Below are 14,652 nucleotides of genomic sequence, written 5' to 3'. Positions count from 1 at the left end.
CCCCCTCCTTGTAAGGGAGGTGCTCTCCCAGCTGAGCTAATCACCCACTTCTCATTCTTATCTACACTGCGGGAACCACAAAATTTGTGGTGGGTGATGACGGGATCGAACCGCCGACCCCCTCCTTGTAAGGGAGGTGCTCTCCCAGCTGAGCTAATCACCCCCGCTGTGTGGAGTCGCATTATAGGGAGAGTTGAAAATGAGTCAACGCATTTTCAAAAGAAATTGTTCGTTCGTCGTAAAATTAGACAAACCGCTGATGAATCGATCGCGAGCGCATGATTTATAAACAAAATAGCCCGTTTGCTGCGCCATTTCGGTAACAACATTGAGGAATCAGCCCACAGTGATAGAATATCGCCCACTTTTCTATTAGGTATTGCCGACGGTCGGCATCGCTATCAACGTAAGGCCAATTCATGAAAATCAAAACTCGCTTCGCGCCAAGCCCCACCGGCTATTTGCACGTTGGCGGCGCGCGCACTGCTCTCTACTCCTGGCTGTTTGCCCGCAATCAAGGCGGTGAGTTTGTGCTGCGCATCGAAGACACCGATCTCGAGCGTTCCACTCCGGAAGCAATCGAAGCCATTATGGATGGCATGAACTGGCTGAGCCTCGAGTGGGATGAAGGCCCGTACTTCCAGACCAAACGCTTCGATCGCTATAACGCGGTGATTGATGAAATGCTGGAAGCGGGCACCGCCTATAAATGCTACTGCTCCAAAGAGCGTCTTGAGCAGCTGCGCGAAACGCAGATGGCAAACAATGAGAAACCGCGTTACGACGGCCGCTGCCGCCATGACCATTCTCACCACGCTGCTGATGAGCCGTGCGTGGTGCGTTTTGCCAACCCGCAAGAAGGGTCGGTAATTTTTGACGATCAGATCCGTGGTCCGATCGAATTCAGCAACATGGAACTCGACGATCTGATCATTCGCCGTACCGATGGCTCCCCGACCTACAACTTCTGCGTTGTCGTCGATGACTGGGATATGGAGATCACCCACGTGATCCGCGGTGAAGACCACATCAACAACACCCCGCGCCAGATCAACATCCTGAAAGCGCTGAATGCGCCGGTGCCGGTGTACGCGCACGTTTCAATGATCAACGGCGACGACGGTAAAAAACTCTCCAAGCGTCATGGCGCGGTGAGCGTGATGCAGTATCGCGATGATGGTTACCTGCCGGAAGCGCTGCTTAACTACCTGGTGCGTCTGGGCTGGTCCAGCGGCGATCAGGAGATCTTCAGCCGCGAAGAGATGATCAAACTCTTCTCGCTGGGCGCGGTAAGCAAATCCGCCAGTGCGTTTAATACCGACAAACTGCTGTGGCTGAACCATCACTACATCAACACCCTGGCGCCGGAGTATGTTGCTACCCATCTGCAGTGGCACATTGAGCAGGAAAATATTGATACCCGCACCGGTCCGCAGCTGGCGGAGCTGGTTACGCTGCTGGGCGAGCGCTGCAAAACGCTGAAAGAGATGGCGGCAAGCTGCCGTTACTTCTATGAAGAGTTTGCGGAATTCGACGCTGATGCGGCGAAGAAGCACCTGCGTCCGGTTGCGCGCCAGCCGCTGGAAGTGGTTCGCGACAAACTCGCCGCCATTACCGACTGGAGTGCTGAAAACGTCCATCACGCCATTCAGGCCACCGCTGATGAGCTGGAAGTGGGCATGGGTAAAGTTGGCATGCCGCTGCGCGTGGCAGTGACCGGTGCCGGTCAGTCGCCGGGTCTGGATGTTACCGTTCACGCGATTGGTAAGACCCGCAGCATTGAGCGCATCAATAAAGCGCTGGGCTTTATCGCTGAGCGTGAAAGCCAGCAGTAAGCCAAAAAAAAGCCGCCTGAAAAGGCGGCTTTTTTAATTGTTCAGACACGCGCCAGTGCGCAGCTTAACGCGCAACCACAAAGCGTTTATCGTCATCCATATACGTTTTTTCGCCTGCCGGAGCCATAATTGAACCGAAGTTCATATGAGCGCGCAGTTTCCAGCTCGCCGGAATATTCCAGGTGCGCTGCACATCTTCATCCACCAGCGGGTTGTAGTGCTGCAGGTTAGCGCCAATGCCTTTCTCTGCCAGCGCCACCCAGACAGCATACTGGGCGATACCGGTACTGTGTTCAGACCACACCGGGAAGTTATCGGCATACGCGGCGAATTGCTCCTGTAAGCGGGTCACCACTTCCTGATCTTCAAAGAACAGCACCGAACCTGCTGCTGCCGCAAAACCATCTAATTTTTGCGACGTACCGTGGAAATTCTCTTCCGGCACGATTTTCTTCAGCTGCGCGCGAGTCAGTTCCCAGAACTGCTCATGCTCTTTACCCAGCAGGATCAGCGCACGTGAACTTTGCGAGTTGAACGCCGACGGTGCCTGGCGAATCGCTTCTTTAATAAGGTCAATCACCTCATCTTCTGCCAGCGGCAGATTTTTGCCGAGAGCATAGATCGTTCTACGTTGTGTAGCTAAAGCGAGAAAATTATCTGACATGATTCCTCCTGAAGTTATCTGCACCTCCGCTGTGCTGTCATCAGCAAACGGCGGAAAAAGCGCCCGAAGCAAATTTATAACCGGTTGATCATTCATTGCATCAATATGCTGCCTCGAAAAAGCATAGGCCTGGGATGCAATAAAGAAAAGTCCAACAATTTGCCGTTAACATTCAAAAAATTAGAATGATCCAGAGAGCCACGCGGTGTTAAACCGCCAGCCAGCGCCGCCAGATAAAGCGTAAAACATAGAATTCGATGGTGCCGAGCAGCAAAAACCAGAGGCAGTAGAGCAGGGTATAAAACTGGTTTAAATCCAGCAGATGGAAGGTTTGCATCAGCGTTTGCGCCAGCTGCATGCCCAGTTGCGGCGCAGGTAACAGCAGCACAGAGACAAAAGAGAGCAGCAGGATGCCCGCAAGCGTGACCATCGTTTCGAGGGGATGTTTCATAAGCGTTAATCATTGATGAAAAAATGCATTGTCGGGGAAAGCTGGCCTGAGCGCAACGTTCCCCGACCTTTACTCAGGCGACCACGAAGCGGCCAACCAGCTCTGACATGGTTTCAGATTGTTGATCCAGCAGCTGGCTGGCGCTGGCCGCACTCGCCACCAGCCCGGCATTTTGCTGCGTGACCTGCTCCAGCTGGTTGAGCGCTTCATGCACCTGCGAGACGCCGAGCGACTGCTCATTAGCCGCGTGGGCGATATCGCTGACAAACGACAGCATCTGGCCGGTATTCTCGCGAGCCGCATGCAGCGCGCGATCCGATGCCTGCGCCAGCGCCACGCCTTGCTGGATCTGATCCATATTTTTACTCACCAGTTCGCGGATCTGCTGTGCCTCGTTGGCGCAGCGCTGTGACAGGTTACGCACTTCTGATGCCACCACCGCAAAGCCTTTGCCCAGCTCACCGGCGCGTGCCGCTTCCACCGCGGCATTCAGCGCCAGCAGGTTGGTCTGAAACGAGATCTCATCAATTGAGCTGACAATATTGGAGATCTGTTCACTGGAGTAACGGATAGCCGACATGCTGTTGCTGGTTTCACCCGCCACGCGGCTCGCCTCCTGCACCTGTTTCTCCATCTCCTGCGTCAGGCGTTTAGCTTCATTGGCATTGTCGGCGGTCATGTTTACCGCAGTGGCGATCTGCTCCATGCTGGCGGCGGTTTCCACCAGCGAGGCCGCCTGTTGATCGGTGCGGGAGGCCAGATCCTGGTTGCCGCTGGCGATCTCCGAGCTGGCACCACGCAGCACGCCGGCGCCATGTTTGATCTCGCTGACGATATGCTGAATATTTTCGATCGCCTGGTTGTAGGCGCGGTTAAGCAGAGAGAGCTCGTCGCTGCCCGGCACATCCAGGCGCTGAGTCAGATCGCCATCCATCCCTTCGATGGTTGCCAGTGAGTGCTGCAACTGGCGGTGAATGCTGCTGGCCACCAGCACGGCAAAGAAGAGGGCGATAACCAGTGCGATAACGCTTATCACCGCGAACAGCGTTACTTCGCGCCAGGCTTCATCGGCCAGTTTCTGCGCGGTCATAAGCAGGTGATTAGACGCGGCATTTTCAACGGCTTTTAGCGTGTTAATGCGCGCGGTCTGGGCGTTAAACCAGTCGGCGGGCGCAACGCCAAAACCGCCGGTAGCGGCATGATCGATAGCGGTCTGGCGTAAAGAGAGGGCGTTAAGGGCTTCTGGAGAGTTGAGCTGCGCGTTCATTTTCGCATTCACCTCTGCGGAGCTAAACGCGTGGGTTGCCGCCAGCCATGAGGCCTGTTTACCCACCACTTCATTAAGCTGGCGGAATTGCGCCTCGGTAAAGCGGTCAGCGGAGAAGACGTTCGACAGCAGCGCGCGCTCAATACCGCTCTGCTCTTTGGCATTCAGCACGCTGTAGTAGGCCGCCAGCTGGTTAACAATCTCGCCATTATCCGTTAACTGGCTAATACCACCGACCACATTCAGCAGGTCATTAATAATGGTGCTGTACCACACCAGCGAATCCGATCCATTGACGCTTAATGCGCGCACCTGGTCGCGAAAGCCATTAATACCCTGCTGATGCTGGCGAAATTGCGCCAGCGCCTGGCGAATATCGCTATTCGCGTCCTGTTCCGGGAATTGGTCGAGCAGCGCGGTTAATTGTGTCAGCGCTTTTGTCGAGACGGGATATTGCGTGGATAACTCATTATTGAATTGCTGGCCTTTACTGCCGATATAACCTGCACTTAAACCGCGCTCTTTTTGCAATTCATGAATAACGCTCCCGGCCTCTTTCGCCAGCGTTGTTAATGAAATGATGGTATGCATCTGCTGGCCGGTCTCAACGCGTGACATGATGCCGCTGGCGGCAAGCCAGATAAGCGCAAACAACAGAGGCAGCAGAGCTAATAGCAGTTTTGACTTCATCGAGATACGGTAAATCCACTTCATAAATAGGCCTCTTGTTCGCGTGTATATATTTGTTATCGGAGTGATTACGCGCGGCCTTTATTTTAATGCAGGGGTTGTTGATATTTATCAATTCTCAGGAAATACCGCTACTCCATAAGTATTAGTTATTTAAGAAATCTCTCTGTTAATCAACGGAAAAAGAGTTTGCCGCAGGTGAAATATCCCCACGGCAAAAAAATAACCTTAAATAAGATATGGGTTATCCGGCGGCCCAAATTTCAGTATGCTTTTTCATCAGGCCAATTAACGATCCGCCATCGGCAATAAATTCCCGCATCAGCTGCGCTTCGCTTTTGCCGCGTTTAACGCAGACGGCAATGTCATCCAGCGCGCTGCTGGCATTAAGCTTATCGGCCCACGGCGCGATCTTCTCCAGCAGATGCGATACATCATCAGCAATGGTGCGCTGTTCGCCGGTATGCACATCGGTTATCACCCCCTTCAGACCAAAGCGGCAGGCCTGAAAACGGTTGAATTTATACAGCAGGTAGTCCCGCTCCTGGAATTTAAACGGACGCTCAGCCAACAGCCAGTGCGACAGCGCCTGAATAAAGCCCGCCAGGCTGACAGCGTGGGAAATAGTCAGCGGCGTATCCATCACCCGCACTTCAACGGTACCGAAACCGGGGCTCGGGCGAATATCCCAGTGCAGATCCTTAATGCTCTCAATCATCGAGGTGTAGCTTAAGCGGCGAAACAGCCCTTCAAACTCCTGCCAGTTCGCCACCCACGGCATTGGGCCGTTATCCGGGAATGAGGAGAAAATATTGAGCCGCGAGGAGGCAAACTGCGTATCGGTGCCCTGAATATAGGGCGAGCTGGCGCTCAGGGCGATAAAGTGCGGAACAAAGCGCGACAGGCCGTGCAGCAGATAAATCGCATCATCACCATTGGTACAGCCGACATGGACATGCTGACCAAACACCGTTGCCTGCTGCATCAGGTAGCCGAACATCTCCAGCGTGCGGGCATAGCGCTCATCTGCGCAGATCTGTTGCCGCTGCCACTTCTGAAACGGGTGGGTGCCGCCGCCGCAAATCTGCACGTGGTGCTCGCCTGCGGCCTGCAAAATGGCGTGGTGCATCGCCGAAAATTGATGCGCAACCTGGCGAATATCGCGGCAGACGCCGGTGGCGATCTCCAGCATGCTTTCGGTGATGTCGTGCTTAACCTCACCGGCGCTGACGCGGTGCTGAAGGGTGTCGATCAGCCGGGATGAGTCCTGGCTTAAGTCGTAGCCCGGCGGGTTAACCACCTGCAGCTCCAGCTCAACGCCGAGGGTAAAGGGCTCAGAGACATGAAAATCGGGCAAAGGCATAACCATTCCTTACGCAAATGTTTGTTTGAGTATGGAAGGGAATCGCTAATTATGCCCGGCGCAGCGGGAGGGAAAGGAGGGCGAAAAAAGCAAAAAAAAGCCCGCACAAACGGCGGGCAAAAAATACTGGAAGCAATGTGAGCAATGTCGTACCGAATACCTGAGTGAGACACTCAACTATTCGGTAATGCGAAAGATAATCTTTATCATCTTCGTGGTCAACCCTCTATTTTGTATGAGATTGCACTCTCCGTTATCAACGCGATCGATGCAGGGGAATAGAGTCAATTATGCTTGCCTCATTAAGGTTAATGAGTATAGTTCTCATTCTCTTTGGTGTTTGATGGCGTTGCCGCGGCGCAGTACGCCATCACAACCGGGATATTACCCGCCCGCACACACAGTCAACTAACGCGAAAAGGCAGGCGGGGAGAGGCAATGGCGACCAGCTTTCTGGCTGATGCCCTTAACCATCCGGCCTGAATGCGGGCCTTTTTCTCCACTTCGATATGAGTCGATGATGAATAACAGCAAACATACCTGGTCACCTTTGCGCAAGAGCTTGCTTGCGCTCGCGATTGGCGCGGCGACGCATGCCGTACAGGCAGCAACACCCGCCAGCGGAACGAAAGAGGAGACGCTGATTGTCCAGTCCACCAGCGGCAGCGATTTTAAACCCGGCGGCGACGCGCTGGTGCCGGCCTATCTCGATGGCCAGGTGGCCTACGGTGGGCGGCTTGGCATGCTGGGCGAACAGAAGGCGATGGATGTGCCGTTTAACGTGATCGGCTATACCTCGAAGCTGGTGCAGGATCAGCAGGCGAAGACTATCGCCGATGTGGTGCGCAATGATGCCGGGGTGCAGGTCAGCCAGGGCTACGGCAATATGGCGGAAACCTACCGCATTCGCGGTTTTAAACTCGATGGCGACGATATGCTGATGGGCGGCCTGGCGGGCATTGTGCCGCGCCAGGTGGTCGATACGCAGATGCTCGATCGCATCGAGATCTTTAAAGGGGCGAATGCGTTAATGAACGGCGCGGCCACCTCCGGCGTCGGCGGCATGATTAACCTTGAGCCGAAACACGCTGAAGATACCCCGCTGACGCGCCTCGGCGTCGATTACTCCTCGCGCTCGCAGCTCGGCGGTTCACTGGATGTCGGGCGGCGTTATGGCGATAACAACCAGGTCGGGGTGCGCGTTAACCTGCTGCACCGCGAGGGTGAAACCACGGTTGAAGATGATAAGCGCCGCACCACCGTTGCCTCCGTTGGCCTCGATTATCGCGGCGAGCGCCTGCGTAGCTCCCTTGATGTCGGCTACCAGAAGAAGACCTTCCACGGCGGTTCGATGGGGGTCAATATTAGCAACATCGATTTCGTGCCCGCCGTGCCGGGTAACAGCAAAAACACCAGCCAGAAGTGGGCGTGGAGTGATATCGAAAACGAGTTTGGCCTCGCGCGCGCCGAGTATGATCTCACCGATATCTGGACGGCCTACGCCGCTTTTGGCGGCCAGCACTCTCATGAGCAGGGCGTCTATGGCGGGCCGAAAGTGATTAACGCAGCGGGCGATGCGACGATTGGTCGCCTCGACACCAATCGCATCAGCGATAGCTGGAGCGGCATGGCGGGCCTGCGCGGCAACTTCGATACCGGCCCGGTGTCGCACAAAGTCAACGTCGGTTACTCCGCCAGCATCAAGCAGGACAAAGTCGCCTGGCGCATGTCGTCGAAGAATCCGCTGGTCAATATCTACAACAACAGCGCGGTGCCGATGCCGGATTACAGCCTGACCGGCGGCAACTACAGCGATCCGTTAACCACCGGGCGCAACCGCACCCAGGGCTGGCTGCTGAGCGATACGCTGGGCGTGCTTGACGATACGCTGCTGTTCACCGCAGGCGCGCGTTACCAGAAAGTGTGGGTTCACAGTTACAACAATGCCACCGGTGACGAGAACCGCAATGCGCGCTTTATTGAAGATCGCTGGATGCCGACCTACGGCGTGGTCTACAAACCGTGGGAAGTCGTTTCGCTTTATGCCAACCATACCGAAGCACTGCAACCGGGCAGCACCGCGCCAGAAGGGGCGGCGAACCAGTATCAAACTACCGGCATCGCCCACTCGAAACAGAATGAAGTGGGGGTGAAAACGGACTTTGGCCGTATTGGCGGTACGCTGTCGCTGTTTGAAATTAAGAAACCGTCGGCTATTCAGAACAGCAGCACCAATATCTATGAGCTGAGCGGCGAGCAGCGCAACCGCGGCGTTGAGCTGAGTGTATTTGGCGAGCCGACGCTCGGCCTGCGCCTGAACGGCAGCGCAACCTGGATCGACGCCGAGATGACCAAAACTCAGGATGGCATCAATCAGGGCAATAAACCGGTTGGCGTGGCGAGCTTCTACTCGGTGCTGGGCGCGGAGTATGACATCGCTGCGGTTGAGGGGCTGACGGCAACGGCGCGAGTCAATCACACCGGATCCCAGTACGCCAATGCGGCGAACAGCAAAAAGCTGGACAGTTACACCACCCTCGATCTCGGTGCGCGTTACCGCATGCGCTTGAATGCCGATCGCAACGAGATGGTATGGCGCGTCGGGCTGGATAACGTCACCAACAAGAGCTACTGGGCAAGCGTTGAAGATAACGGCACCTATATCTATCAGGGCGGTGGCCGTGAGCTGAAAGTGTCAATGAGCTACGATTTTTAACCTCAAATGGCAGCAGGCCGGAGCGCGCTCAGCTTATCCGGCATGCTGCCTTTTATTTGCTCAATCACAACATTTAAACAGCAGATCGGTTACACTCGCGGCACAGAAAATCCACATAAAAGGAGAGTGAGATGCTGGAAAAACTACGAACCCGCGACGGGAAAAAATTTCTCTGCGCGGTGCTGGTGGTCTTCCTGATTGCCGTAAGCGTGGTGTCAAAAGTGACCTTCGAAGGCGTTGAGGATCAATACAATCTGCCGATGTCCTCCTGGACCACCTCGATGTTTATCATGCAGGGCGCATGGGTGGCGATTTACAGCCTGATGTTCACCATCATCGGCTCGCTGCCGTTTGGCTTCTATTTCCTCGGCCCGAAAGACGATCGCGGCTGACCCTCTCGCCCCGGTTTCTCCACCGGGGCAGTTTCCGTTATCACATTATGTAAATAAAGTTATTGCCCCTCACGTAGTCGAAAACTCCGTATTAAGCATTACTGCCCGTTAAGTTAACTGCCGCTACATATAGCGCCGCGCTAGCCTGCTGCCTTGCTGGCGGAAAGGGCGTGTTTCCCTCTCCCGTCTGCCCATTTTTAACAATTAAAGATCAAAAAATAATCGCCGATAGCATTGCTACAGGGAGTGCATGCTGCAAGGAACATTGACGACATAAGGCTGACTCCAGGAGAGCCGTAATGGCCAGACAATTCGTGAATAAAAAAATGAGCACCCGCGCGCAAATGCTGCTGACGGGCGCCATCACCATCACCCTCGGTTTTGTGGTCACTATCGGGGTACTGAGCTGGCAGTCCAGCAATCAGCAAAAAGCGCTCGCCGAACAATATCTGCAAAAAATCGCCCGCAGTGAGGCGCTCAATATTCAGCAACAGCTTAACTATGCGCGCGATGTGGCGCATAACCTCGGCCACAGCCTGGCCGCGCTGCCGCAGGCCGGGATCACCGATCGTAACGTAGCGAATAAGTTAATTGAGTATGCGGTGCGCGATAACCCGGACTACCTCTCCGTGTCAGTGATTTTTGAAGAGAACGCCTTCGATGGTCGCGACGCGGAGTTTGCCGGTAAACCGGATCAGGCTCCCAAAGGGCGCTATGCGGTGTTTGCCGATCGCGATCCTGCCGGTAAATATGCCATGCATCCGCTGCTCTCGATCTTTACGCCGGGGCAGGGCGACTACTACCTCGTGCCGCAACGCACGCAAAAAGATACGCTGATCGAACCCTACAGCTATGCCTATAACGGGGTCCCGACGCTGTTAACCTCGGTCGCCGCGCCAATCATTAATGACGGCAAACTCAACGCGGTGGTCACCTCCGACATTTCCCTGGCTTCACTGCAACAGAAAGTGAACCAGATCAAACCGTGGGAAGGCGGCGGCTATGCGATGCTGCTCTCTACCTCGGGAAAAGTGATCTCCTACCCGGATAAGAAACTGACCAGTAAACCCTACCCTGGCAATACCGAAGGCTTTACCACCAGTGTGGTGGAGCAGGATGATCCGATCCTTGGCGAAAAAGCGCTGGTGACCTGGCAGCCCATCACCATCGGTAACAGCACCGATAACTGGTATCTGGGCATCGTTGCGCCGGTCAGCCAGGTGATGGCTGCCGCTAACCGCCAGCTGCTTAACGCCGTGATCCTTGGCATTATCAGCATCCTGCTGGTCAGCGCGCTGCTGGGTGTGCTCTTTAGCCGCAAAGTGTTGAAACCGATTGGCGGTGAGCCGCTGGAGGGGGCGAGCATTGCGCTGGCGGTCGCCGAAGGCAAACTCGATAACGTTATTGTGGTGAAAGAGGGCGATCGCAGCAGCCTCTTCTATGCGCTGCACACCATGCAGGACCAACTGCGCCAGATGGTCGGGCAGATCCAGGAGGCGAGCAGTTCTGTGCGCCAGGGCGCTGGCGAGATTGTCAGCGGCAACATCAACCTCTCGTCACGTACCGAGCAGCAGGCCGCCGCGCTGGAGCAGACCGCCGCCAGTATGGAGCAGTTCAGCGCCACGGTTAAACACAACGCCGACAATGCGCACCATGCCACCGCGTTGACCGCCAATGCCACGCAGATTGCCAGCCGCGGCGAAGCGCTGGTGGGCCAGGTGGTTCAAACCATGTCGCAGATTGACGATAGTGCGAAGAAGATCGGTGATATCACCGCCATTATCAACAGCATTGCTTTCCAGACCAATATTCTGGCGCTGAACGCCGCGGTGGAAGCGGCACGTGCCGGAGAGCAGGGGCGTGGCTTTGCCGTGGTCGCCTCGGAAGTGCGTAATCTGGCTAGCCGCAGCGCCGATGCGGTGAAAGAGATTGGCGCGCTGATTGAAGAGTCCGGTAAACGGGTGGAAACCGGGGTGCAGCTGGTGAACGATGCCGGTAAAACCATGCAGGAGATGACCCAGGCGGTGAACTCGGTGCAGTCCATCATCAATGAAATTGTCAGCGCCTCCGATGAGCAAGCCAAAGGCATCGGTCAGGTGACCATTGCGGTCAACGAAATGGATGGCGTAACGCAGCAGAACGCCTCGCTGGTGCAGGAGATGGCTGCCGCCGCAACGTCGCTGGAAGATCAGGCAGAGCAGTTGGCGCAGAGCGTACAGCAGTTCCGTCTGCAGGCCTGACTGGAGCGGGGAGTCGGTTAGTACAGGCTCCCCGCTGCCGGTACCATTTCTTGCCAGCCCCTGGCGGAGATGTTAAAAGGTGCCCCTTTAAATGAAACCACAAAGGGGAAGGACGTGAAAAACGCGTCACAGGTCGTGGGGAACATGACCGGGACCGCGTCGGAGGCAGCGCCGACGCTACAACGGGGATTAAAGAACCGTCATATTCAGCTTATTGCTCTTGGCGGCGCGATTGGCACCGGGCTGTTTCTCGGCATCGGTCCGGCAATTCAGATGGCCGGGCCTGCGGTGTTACTCGGCTACGCCATCGCCGGCATTATCGCCTTTTTGATTATGCGCCAGCTCGGTGAAATGGTGGTTGAAGAGCCGGTTTCCGGATCGTTTTCCCACTTCGCCTTTAAGTATTGGGGGCCATTTGCGGGCTTCCTCTCCGGCTGGAACTACTGGGCAATGTTTGTGCTGGTCGGCATGGCGGAACTGACCGCCGCCGGGATCTATATGCAGTACTGGTTCCCCGATATCCCGACCTGGGTCTGGGCCGCCACCTTCTTCGTTATCATCAACGCCGTTAACCTCGTCAATGTGCGCCTGTATGGCGAAACCGAATTCTGGTTTGCGCTGATCAAAGTGCTGGCAATTATCGGCATGATTGGCTTTGGCATCTGGATGCTGTTCACTGGCCACGGCGGCGAACGCGCAAGCATTAATAATCTCTGGCAGTACAACGGCTTTTTCGCCACCGGCTGGCATGGGCTGGTGCTGTCGCTGGCCGTGATTATGTTCTCCTTCGGCGGCCTTGAGCTGATTGGTATCACCGCCGCGGAAGCGAGCGAGCCGCACACCACCATTCCAAAAGCGGTTAACCAGGTGGTTTACCGTATTCTGCTCTTCTACATCGGTTCGCTGGTGGTGCTGCTGGCGCTCTATCCGTGGATTGACGTGCAGGCCAACAGCAGCCCGTTTGTGATGATCTTCCACGAACTTGACAGCAATTTAGTTGCTTCAGCACTCAACTTCGTCATTCTGGTGGCTTCACTGTCGGTCTATAACAGCGGCGTTTACTCCAACAGCCGGATGCTGTTTGGCCTGTCGGTGCAGGGCAATGCGCCCGCGTTTTTAACGCGCGTCAGCCGTCGCGGCGTACCGGTCAACTCGCTGATCCTCTCCGGCGCGATTACCTCGCTGGTGGTGCTGGTGAACTATCTGCTGCCGCAGAAAGCCTTTGCCATGCTGATGGCGTTAGTGGTCGCCACTCTGCTGCTGAATTGGATCATGATTTCGCTGGCGCACCTGAAGTTCCGCGCCGCGATGCGCCGCAAAGGGCGCGATCCGCAGTTCAAAGCGCTGCTCTTTCCGGCGGGCAACTACCTCTGCATCGGCTTTATGTTGTTTATTCTCGGCCTGATGTACTCCATCGACGATATGCGCCTGTCGGCCATTTTGCTGCCGGTGTGGATTGTGTTCCTGTTTACCGCCTTCAAACTGCTGCGGCGGACACCGAAGCGCGCATAAGCCTCAGTATCAAAAGAGAAAACGCCAGCCTCCGTGCTGGCGTTTTTATTTGCCTCAGGCACTGGTCGGGCAGCGGGGCGCTAACTGCCGACGGGCAACGAGTGCCGCTGCGACAAGCGCCAGCATCATCACCACCTCTGTTGCCAGAAAACCGCTTAGCGCCGCGCTGTAGTCGCCGTGCGACTGGCCGACAAGGTGAAGAAAGATGCCGCCGAGCAGCGCAGGCCCCAGACCGAGCGCCGACTGTTGCAGCGTACTGAGCAGCGCGCTGCCTGCGCCCGCGTCCTGGGCGGTGATGTCACGCATGCCGATACGGTAGAAGCTGTTAACGATCAGCGCCTGGCCGTAGCCAATCAGCAGGGTTGCCGGGGCGAGTGCCAGCACGCCGACCACGCGGCCTGAGAGGTGCAGAGTCACTATCAGCGTCAGCAAACCGGCAATCTGAATGGTAAGCCCGGTCAACAAAATGGTGCGCATGCTGTAGCGGCTAATCAGCTTCGGCGCATACCAGGCAGCGATAAAATAGGCGACGCCGAGGGCGATAAAACTATTTCCGGACTGGTAGGGGGTCATGCCCATCCCGGCCTGTAAGGTGAGCGCCATGCAGAACATAAACCCGGCCCAGGCGCTGAAAAAGAGCAGCGCAATCAGCAAACCAAAGCGGATGCTCGGCAGCTTAAGCAGGCGTGGCGGCACCAGCGGCGTGATGCCGCGCTTCTCCTGCCGCACCGCGCTGCTGCGCATCCACAGCGCCAGCGGGAAGAGGGCCAGCAGCGCCGCTTTGCTCTGCCACGGCCAGTGCATCTCCGGGCCTAATGCCAGCGGGAAAAGCAGGCAGCAGAGGATCAGCGCCAGTGCAGTCGTGCCTTGCCAGTCAATGCGCGTGCGCTGTTCGCTGCGGGTTTCCGGCACGTAGCGGCGGCTCAGCAGTAGCACAAGCAGGCAAATGGGCACATTGATAAAGAAGGCGTTGCGCCAGCCAAGCCCGGCGATATCCGCCGACACCAGCCAGCCGCCGCCCATCTGCCCGATGATAAACGCCACGCCGCCCACCCCGCCGTAGAGACTGATGGCGCGGGCATGCGCAGTGCCTTTCAGCGTGACATGCAAAGTGGCGAGGATCTGCGGCACAATCAGCGCCGCACCCATTCCCTGTAGCGTGCGGGCCGCCAGCAGGGCAGAGACCGAGTTCGCCAGCCCGCACAGCAGCGAGGCGATGCCGAACAGCGCAACGCCCCATAAAAAGATGCGGCGGCGGCCGAGGTTATCCCCCAGTTTGCTGCCCATTGCCAGACAGACGGCAAATGCCACGCCGTAGAGCGCGACAACCAGCGCCAGTTGGGTGGCTGAAGTGTGTAACGACAGGGTGATGGAATCGAGTGCCACATTGGTGATTGAGGTGTCAATCAGCGGCAGCATCTGCCCGGTTAACAGTAAAAACAGGCCCGCCCGGCCCGGAGAAACAGCAGACGTATTCATGGTAACTCCATTGCGTCATTCATCAGATGGACGTAGCATCGCC

General features: G+C 56.3%; 10 protein-coding genes and 1 tRNA gene. 5 read left to right on the top strand and 6 right to left on the bottom strand.

What is annotated here, in order from left to right:
- Positions 1 to 87 precede the first annotated feature (87 nt).
- Positions 88 to 163, bottom strand: a tRNA-Val gene (locus IAE50_RS08645).
- 256 nt (positions 164 to 419) lie between these two features.
- Here IAE50_RS08645 and gltX point away from each other — a divergent pair.
- A complete protein-coding gene (gene gltX / locus IAE50_RS08640) occupies positions 420 to 1,835 on the top strand; it encodes a glutamate--tRNA ligase (RefSeq protein ID WP_124967654.1) in 1,416 nt (471 codons plus the stop codon).
- A 64-nt stretch (positions 1,836 to 1,899) separates the two neighbouring features.
- Here gltX and IAE50_RS08635 read toward each other — a convergent pair whose 3' ends face one another.
- The 4 genes from IAE50_RS08635 to IAE50_RS08620 form a co-directional block, all read right to left on the bottom strand.
- Complete coding sequence (locus tag IAE50_RS08635) at positions 1,900 to 2,499, bottom strand: nitroreductase family protein (RefSeq protein WP_076770240.1); 600 nt, start codon at positions 2,497 to 2,499, stop codon at positions 1,900 to 1,902.
- A 208-nt stretch (positions 2,500 to 2,707) separates the two neighbouring features.
- Complete coding sequence (locus IAE50_RS08630) at positions 2,708 to 2,950, bottom strand: DUF1158 family protein (RefSeq protein WP_023479876.1); 243 nt, start codon at positions 2,948 to 2,950, stop codon at positions 2,708 to 2,710.
- A gap of 73 nt (positions 2,951 to 3,023) precedes the next feature.
- On the bottom strand, positions 3,024 to 4,931 hold the full coding sequence (locus IAE50_RS08625) for a methyl-accepting chemotaxis protein (protein ID WP_200580047.1): 1,908 nt from the start codon (positions 4,929 to 4,931) through the stop codon (positions 3,024 to 3,026).
- Positions 4,932 to 5,151: 220 nt separating this feature from the next.
- On the bottom strand, positions 5,152 to 6,270 hold the full coding sequence (locus IAE50_RS08620; protein ID WP_200133448.1) for a YbdK family carboxylate-amine ligase: 1,119 nt from the start codon (positions 6,268 to 6,270) through the stop codon (positions 5,152 to 5,154).
- A gap of 517 nt (positions 6,271 to 6,787) precedes the next feature.
- Here IAE50_RS08620 and IAE50_RS08615 point away from each other — a divergent pair.
- From IAE50_RS08615 to pheP, 4 genes are all read left to right on the top strand, one after another.
- The gene (locus IAE50_RS08615) at positions 6,788 to 8,986 is read left to right on the top strand and encodes a TonB-dependent receptor (protein ID WP_375286732.1); all 2,199 of its coding nucleotides are present in this window, start codon (positions 6,788 to 6,790) and stop codon (positions 8,984 to 8,986) included.
- A 131-nt stretch (positions 8,987 to 9,117) separates the two neighbouring features.
- Positions 9,118 to 9,378 (top strand): DUF2534 family protein, encoded by a 261-nt coding sequence (locus IAE50_RS08610; protein ID WP_023479829.1) that lies wholly within the window; start codon positions 9,118 to 9,120, stop codon positions 9,376 to 9,378.
- 299 nt (positions 9,379 to 9,677) lie between these two features.
- A complete protein-coding gene (locus IAE50_RS08605) occupies positions 9,678 to 11,618 on the top strand; it encodes a methyl-accepting chemotaxis protein (protein WP_200580045.1) in 1,941 nt (646 codons plus the stop codon).
- A 114-nt stretch (positions 11,619 to 11,732) separates the two neighbouring features.
- Entirely contained in the window at positions 11,733 to 13,130 is a 1,398-nt protein-coding gene (pheP, locus tag IAE50_RS08600; RefSeq protein WP_200580044.1) for a phenylalanine transporter, read from the top strand.
- 54 nt (positions 13,131 to 13,184) lie between these two features.
- Here the strand turns inward: pheP and IAE50_RS08595 are convergent, their stop codons facing one another.
- Positions 13,185 to 14,609, bottom strand: coding sequence for an MFS transporter (locus IAE50_RS08595; RefSeq protein WP_200580043.1), 1,425 nt, complete (start codon positions 14,607 to 14,609; stop codon positions 13,185 to 13,187).
- Positions 14,610 to 14,652 lie beyond the last annotated feature (43 nt).

The organism is Kosakonia sp. S42, assembly GCF_016624785.1.
Classification (GTDB): Bacteria; Pseudomonadota; Gammaproteobacteria; order Enterobacterales; family Enterobacteriaceae; genus Kosakonia; species Kosakonia cowanii.
This window is presented reverse-complemented; position numbering and strand designations above follow the sequence as displayed.

Excerpts from the sequence above, each read along its gene's own strand:
- gltX (WP_124967654.1), top strand. The coding sequence starts at position 420 with ATGAAAATCAAAACTCGCTTCGCGCCAAGCCCCACCGGCTATTTGCAC.
- IAE50_RS08635 (WP_076770240.1), bottom strand. The coding sequence starts at position 2,499 with ATGTCAGATAATTTTCTCGCTTTAGCTACACAACGTAGAACGATCTAT.
- IAE50_RS08630 (WP_023479876.1), bottom strand. The coding sequence starts at position 2,950 with ATGAAACATCCCCTCGAAACGATGGTCACGCTTGCGGGCATCCTGCTG.
- IAE50_RS08625 (WP_200580047.1), bottom strand. The coding sequence starts at position 4,931 with ATGAAGTGGATTTACCGTATCTCGATGAAGTCAAAACTGCTATTAGCT.
- IAE50_RS08620 (WP_200133448.1), bottom strand. The coding sequence starts at position 6,270 with ATGCCTTTGCCCGATTTTCATGTCTCTGAGCCCTTTACCCTCGGCGTT.
- IAE50_RS08615 (WP_375286732.1), top strand. The coding sequence starts at position 6,788 with ATGATGAATAACAGCAAACATACCTGGTCACCTTTGCGCAAGAGCTTG.
- IAE50_RS08610 (WP_023479829.1), top strand. The coding sequence starts at position 9,118 with ATGCTGGAAAAACTACGAACCCGCGACGGGAAAAAATTTCTCTGCGCG.
- IAE50_RS08605 (WP_200580045.1), top strand. The coding sequence starts at position 9,678 with ATGGCCAGACAATTCGTGAATAAAAAAATGAGCACCCGCGCGCAAATG.
- IAE50_RS08595 (WP_200580043.1), bottom strand. The coding sequence starts at position 14,609 with ATGAATACGTCTGCTGTTTCTCCGGGCCGGGCGGGCCTGTTTTTACTG.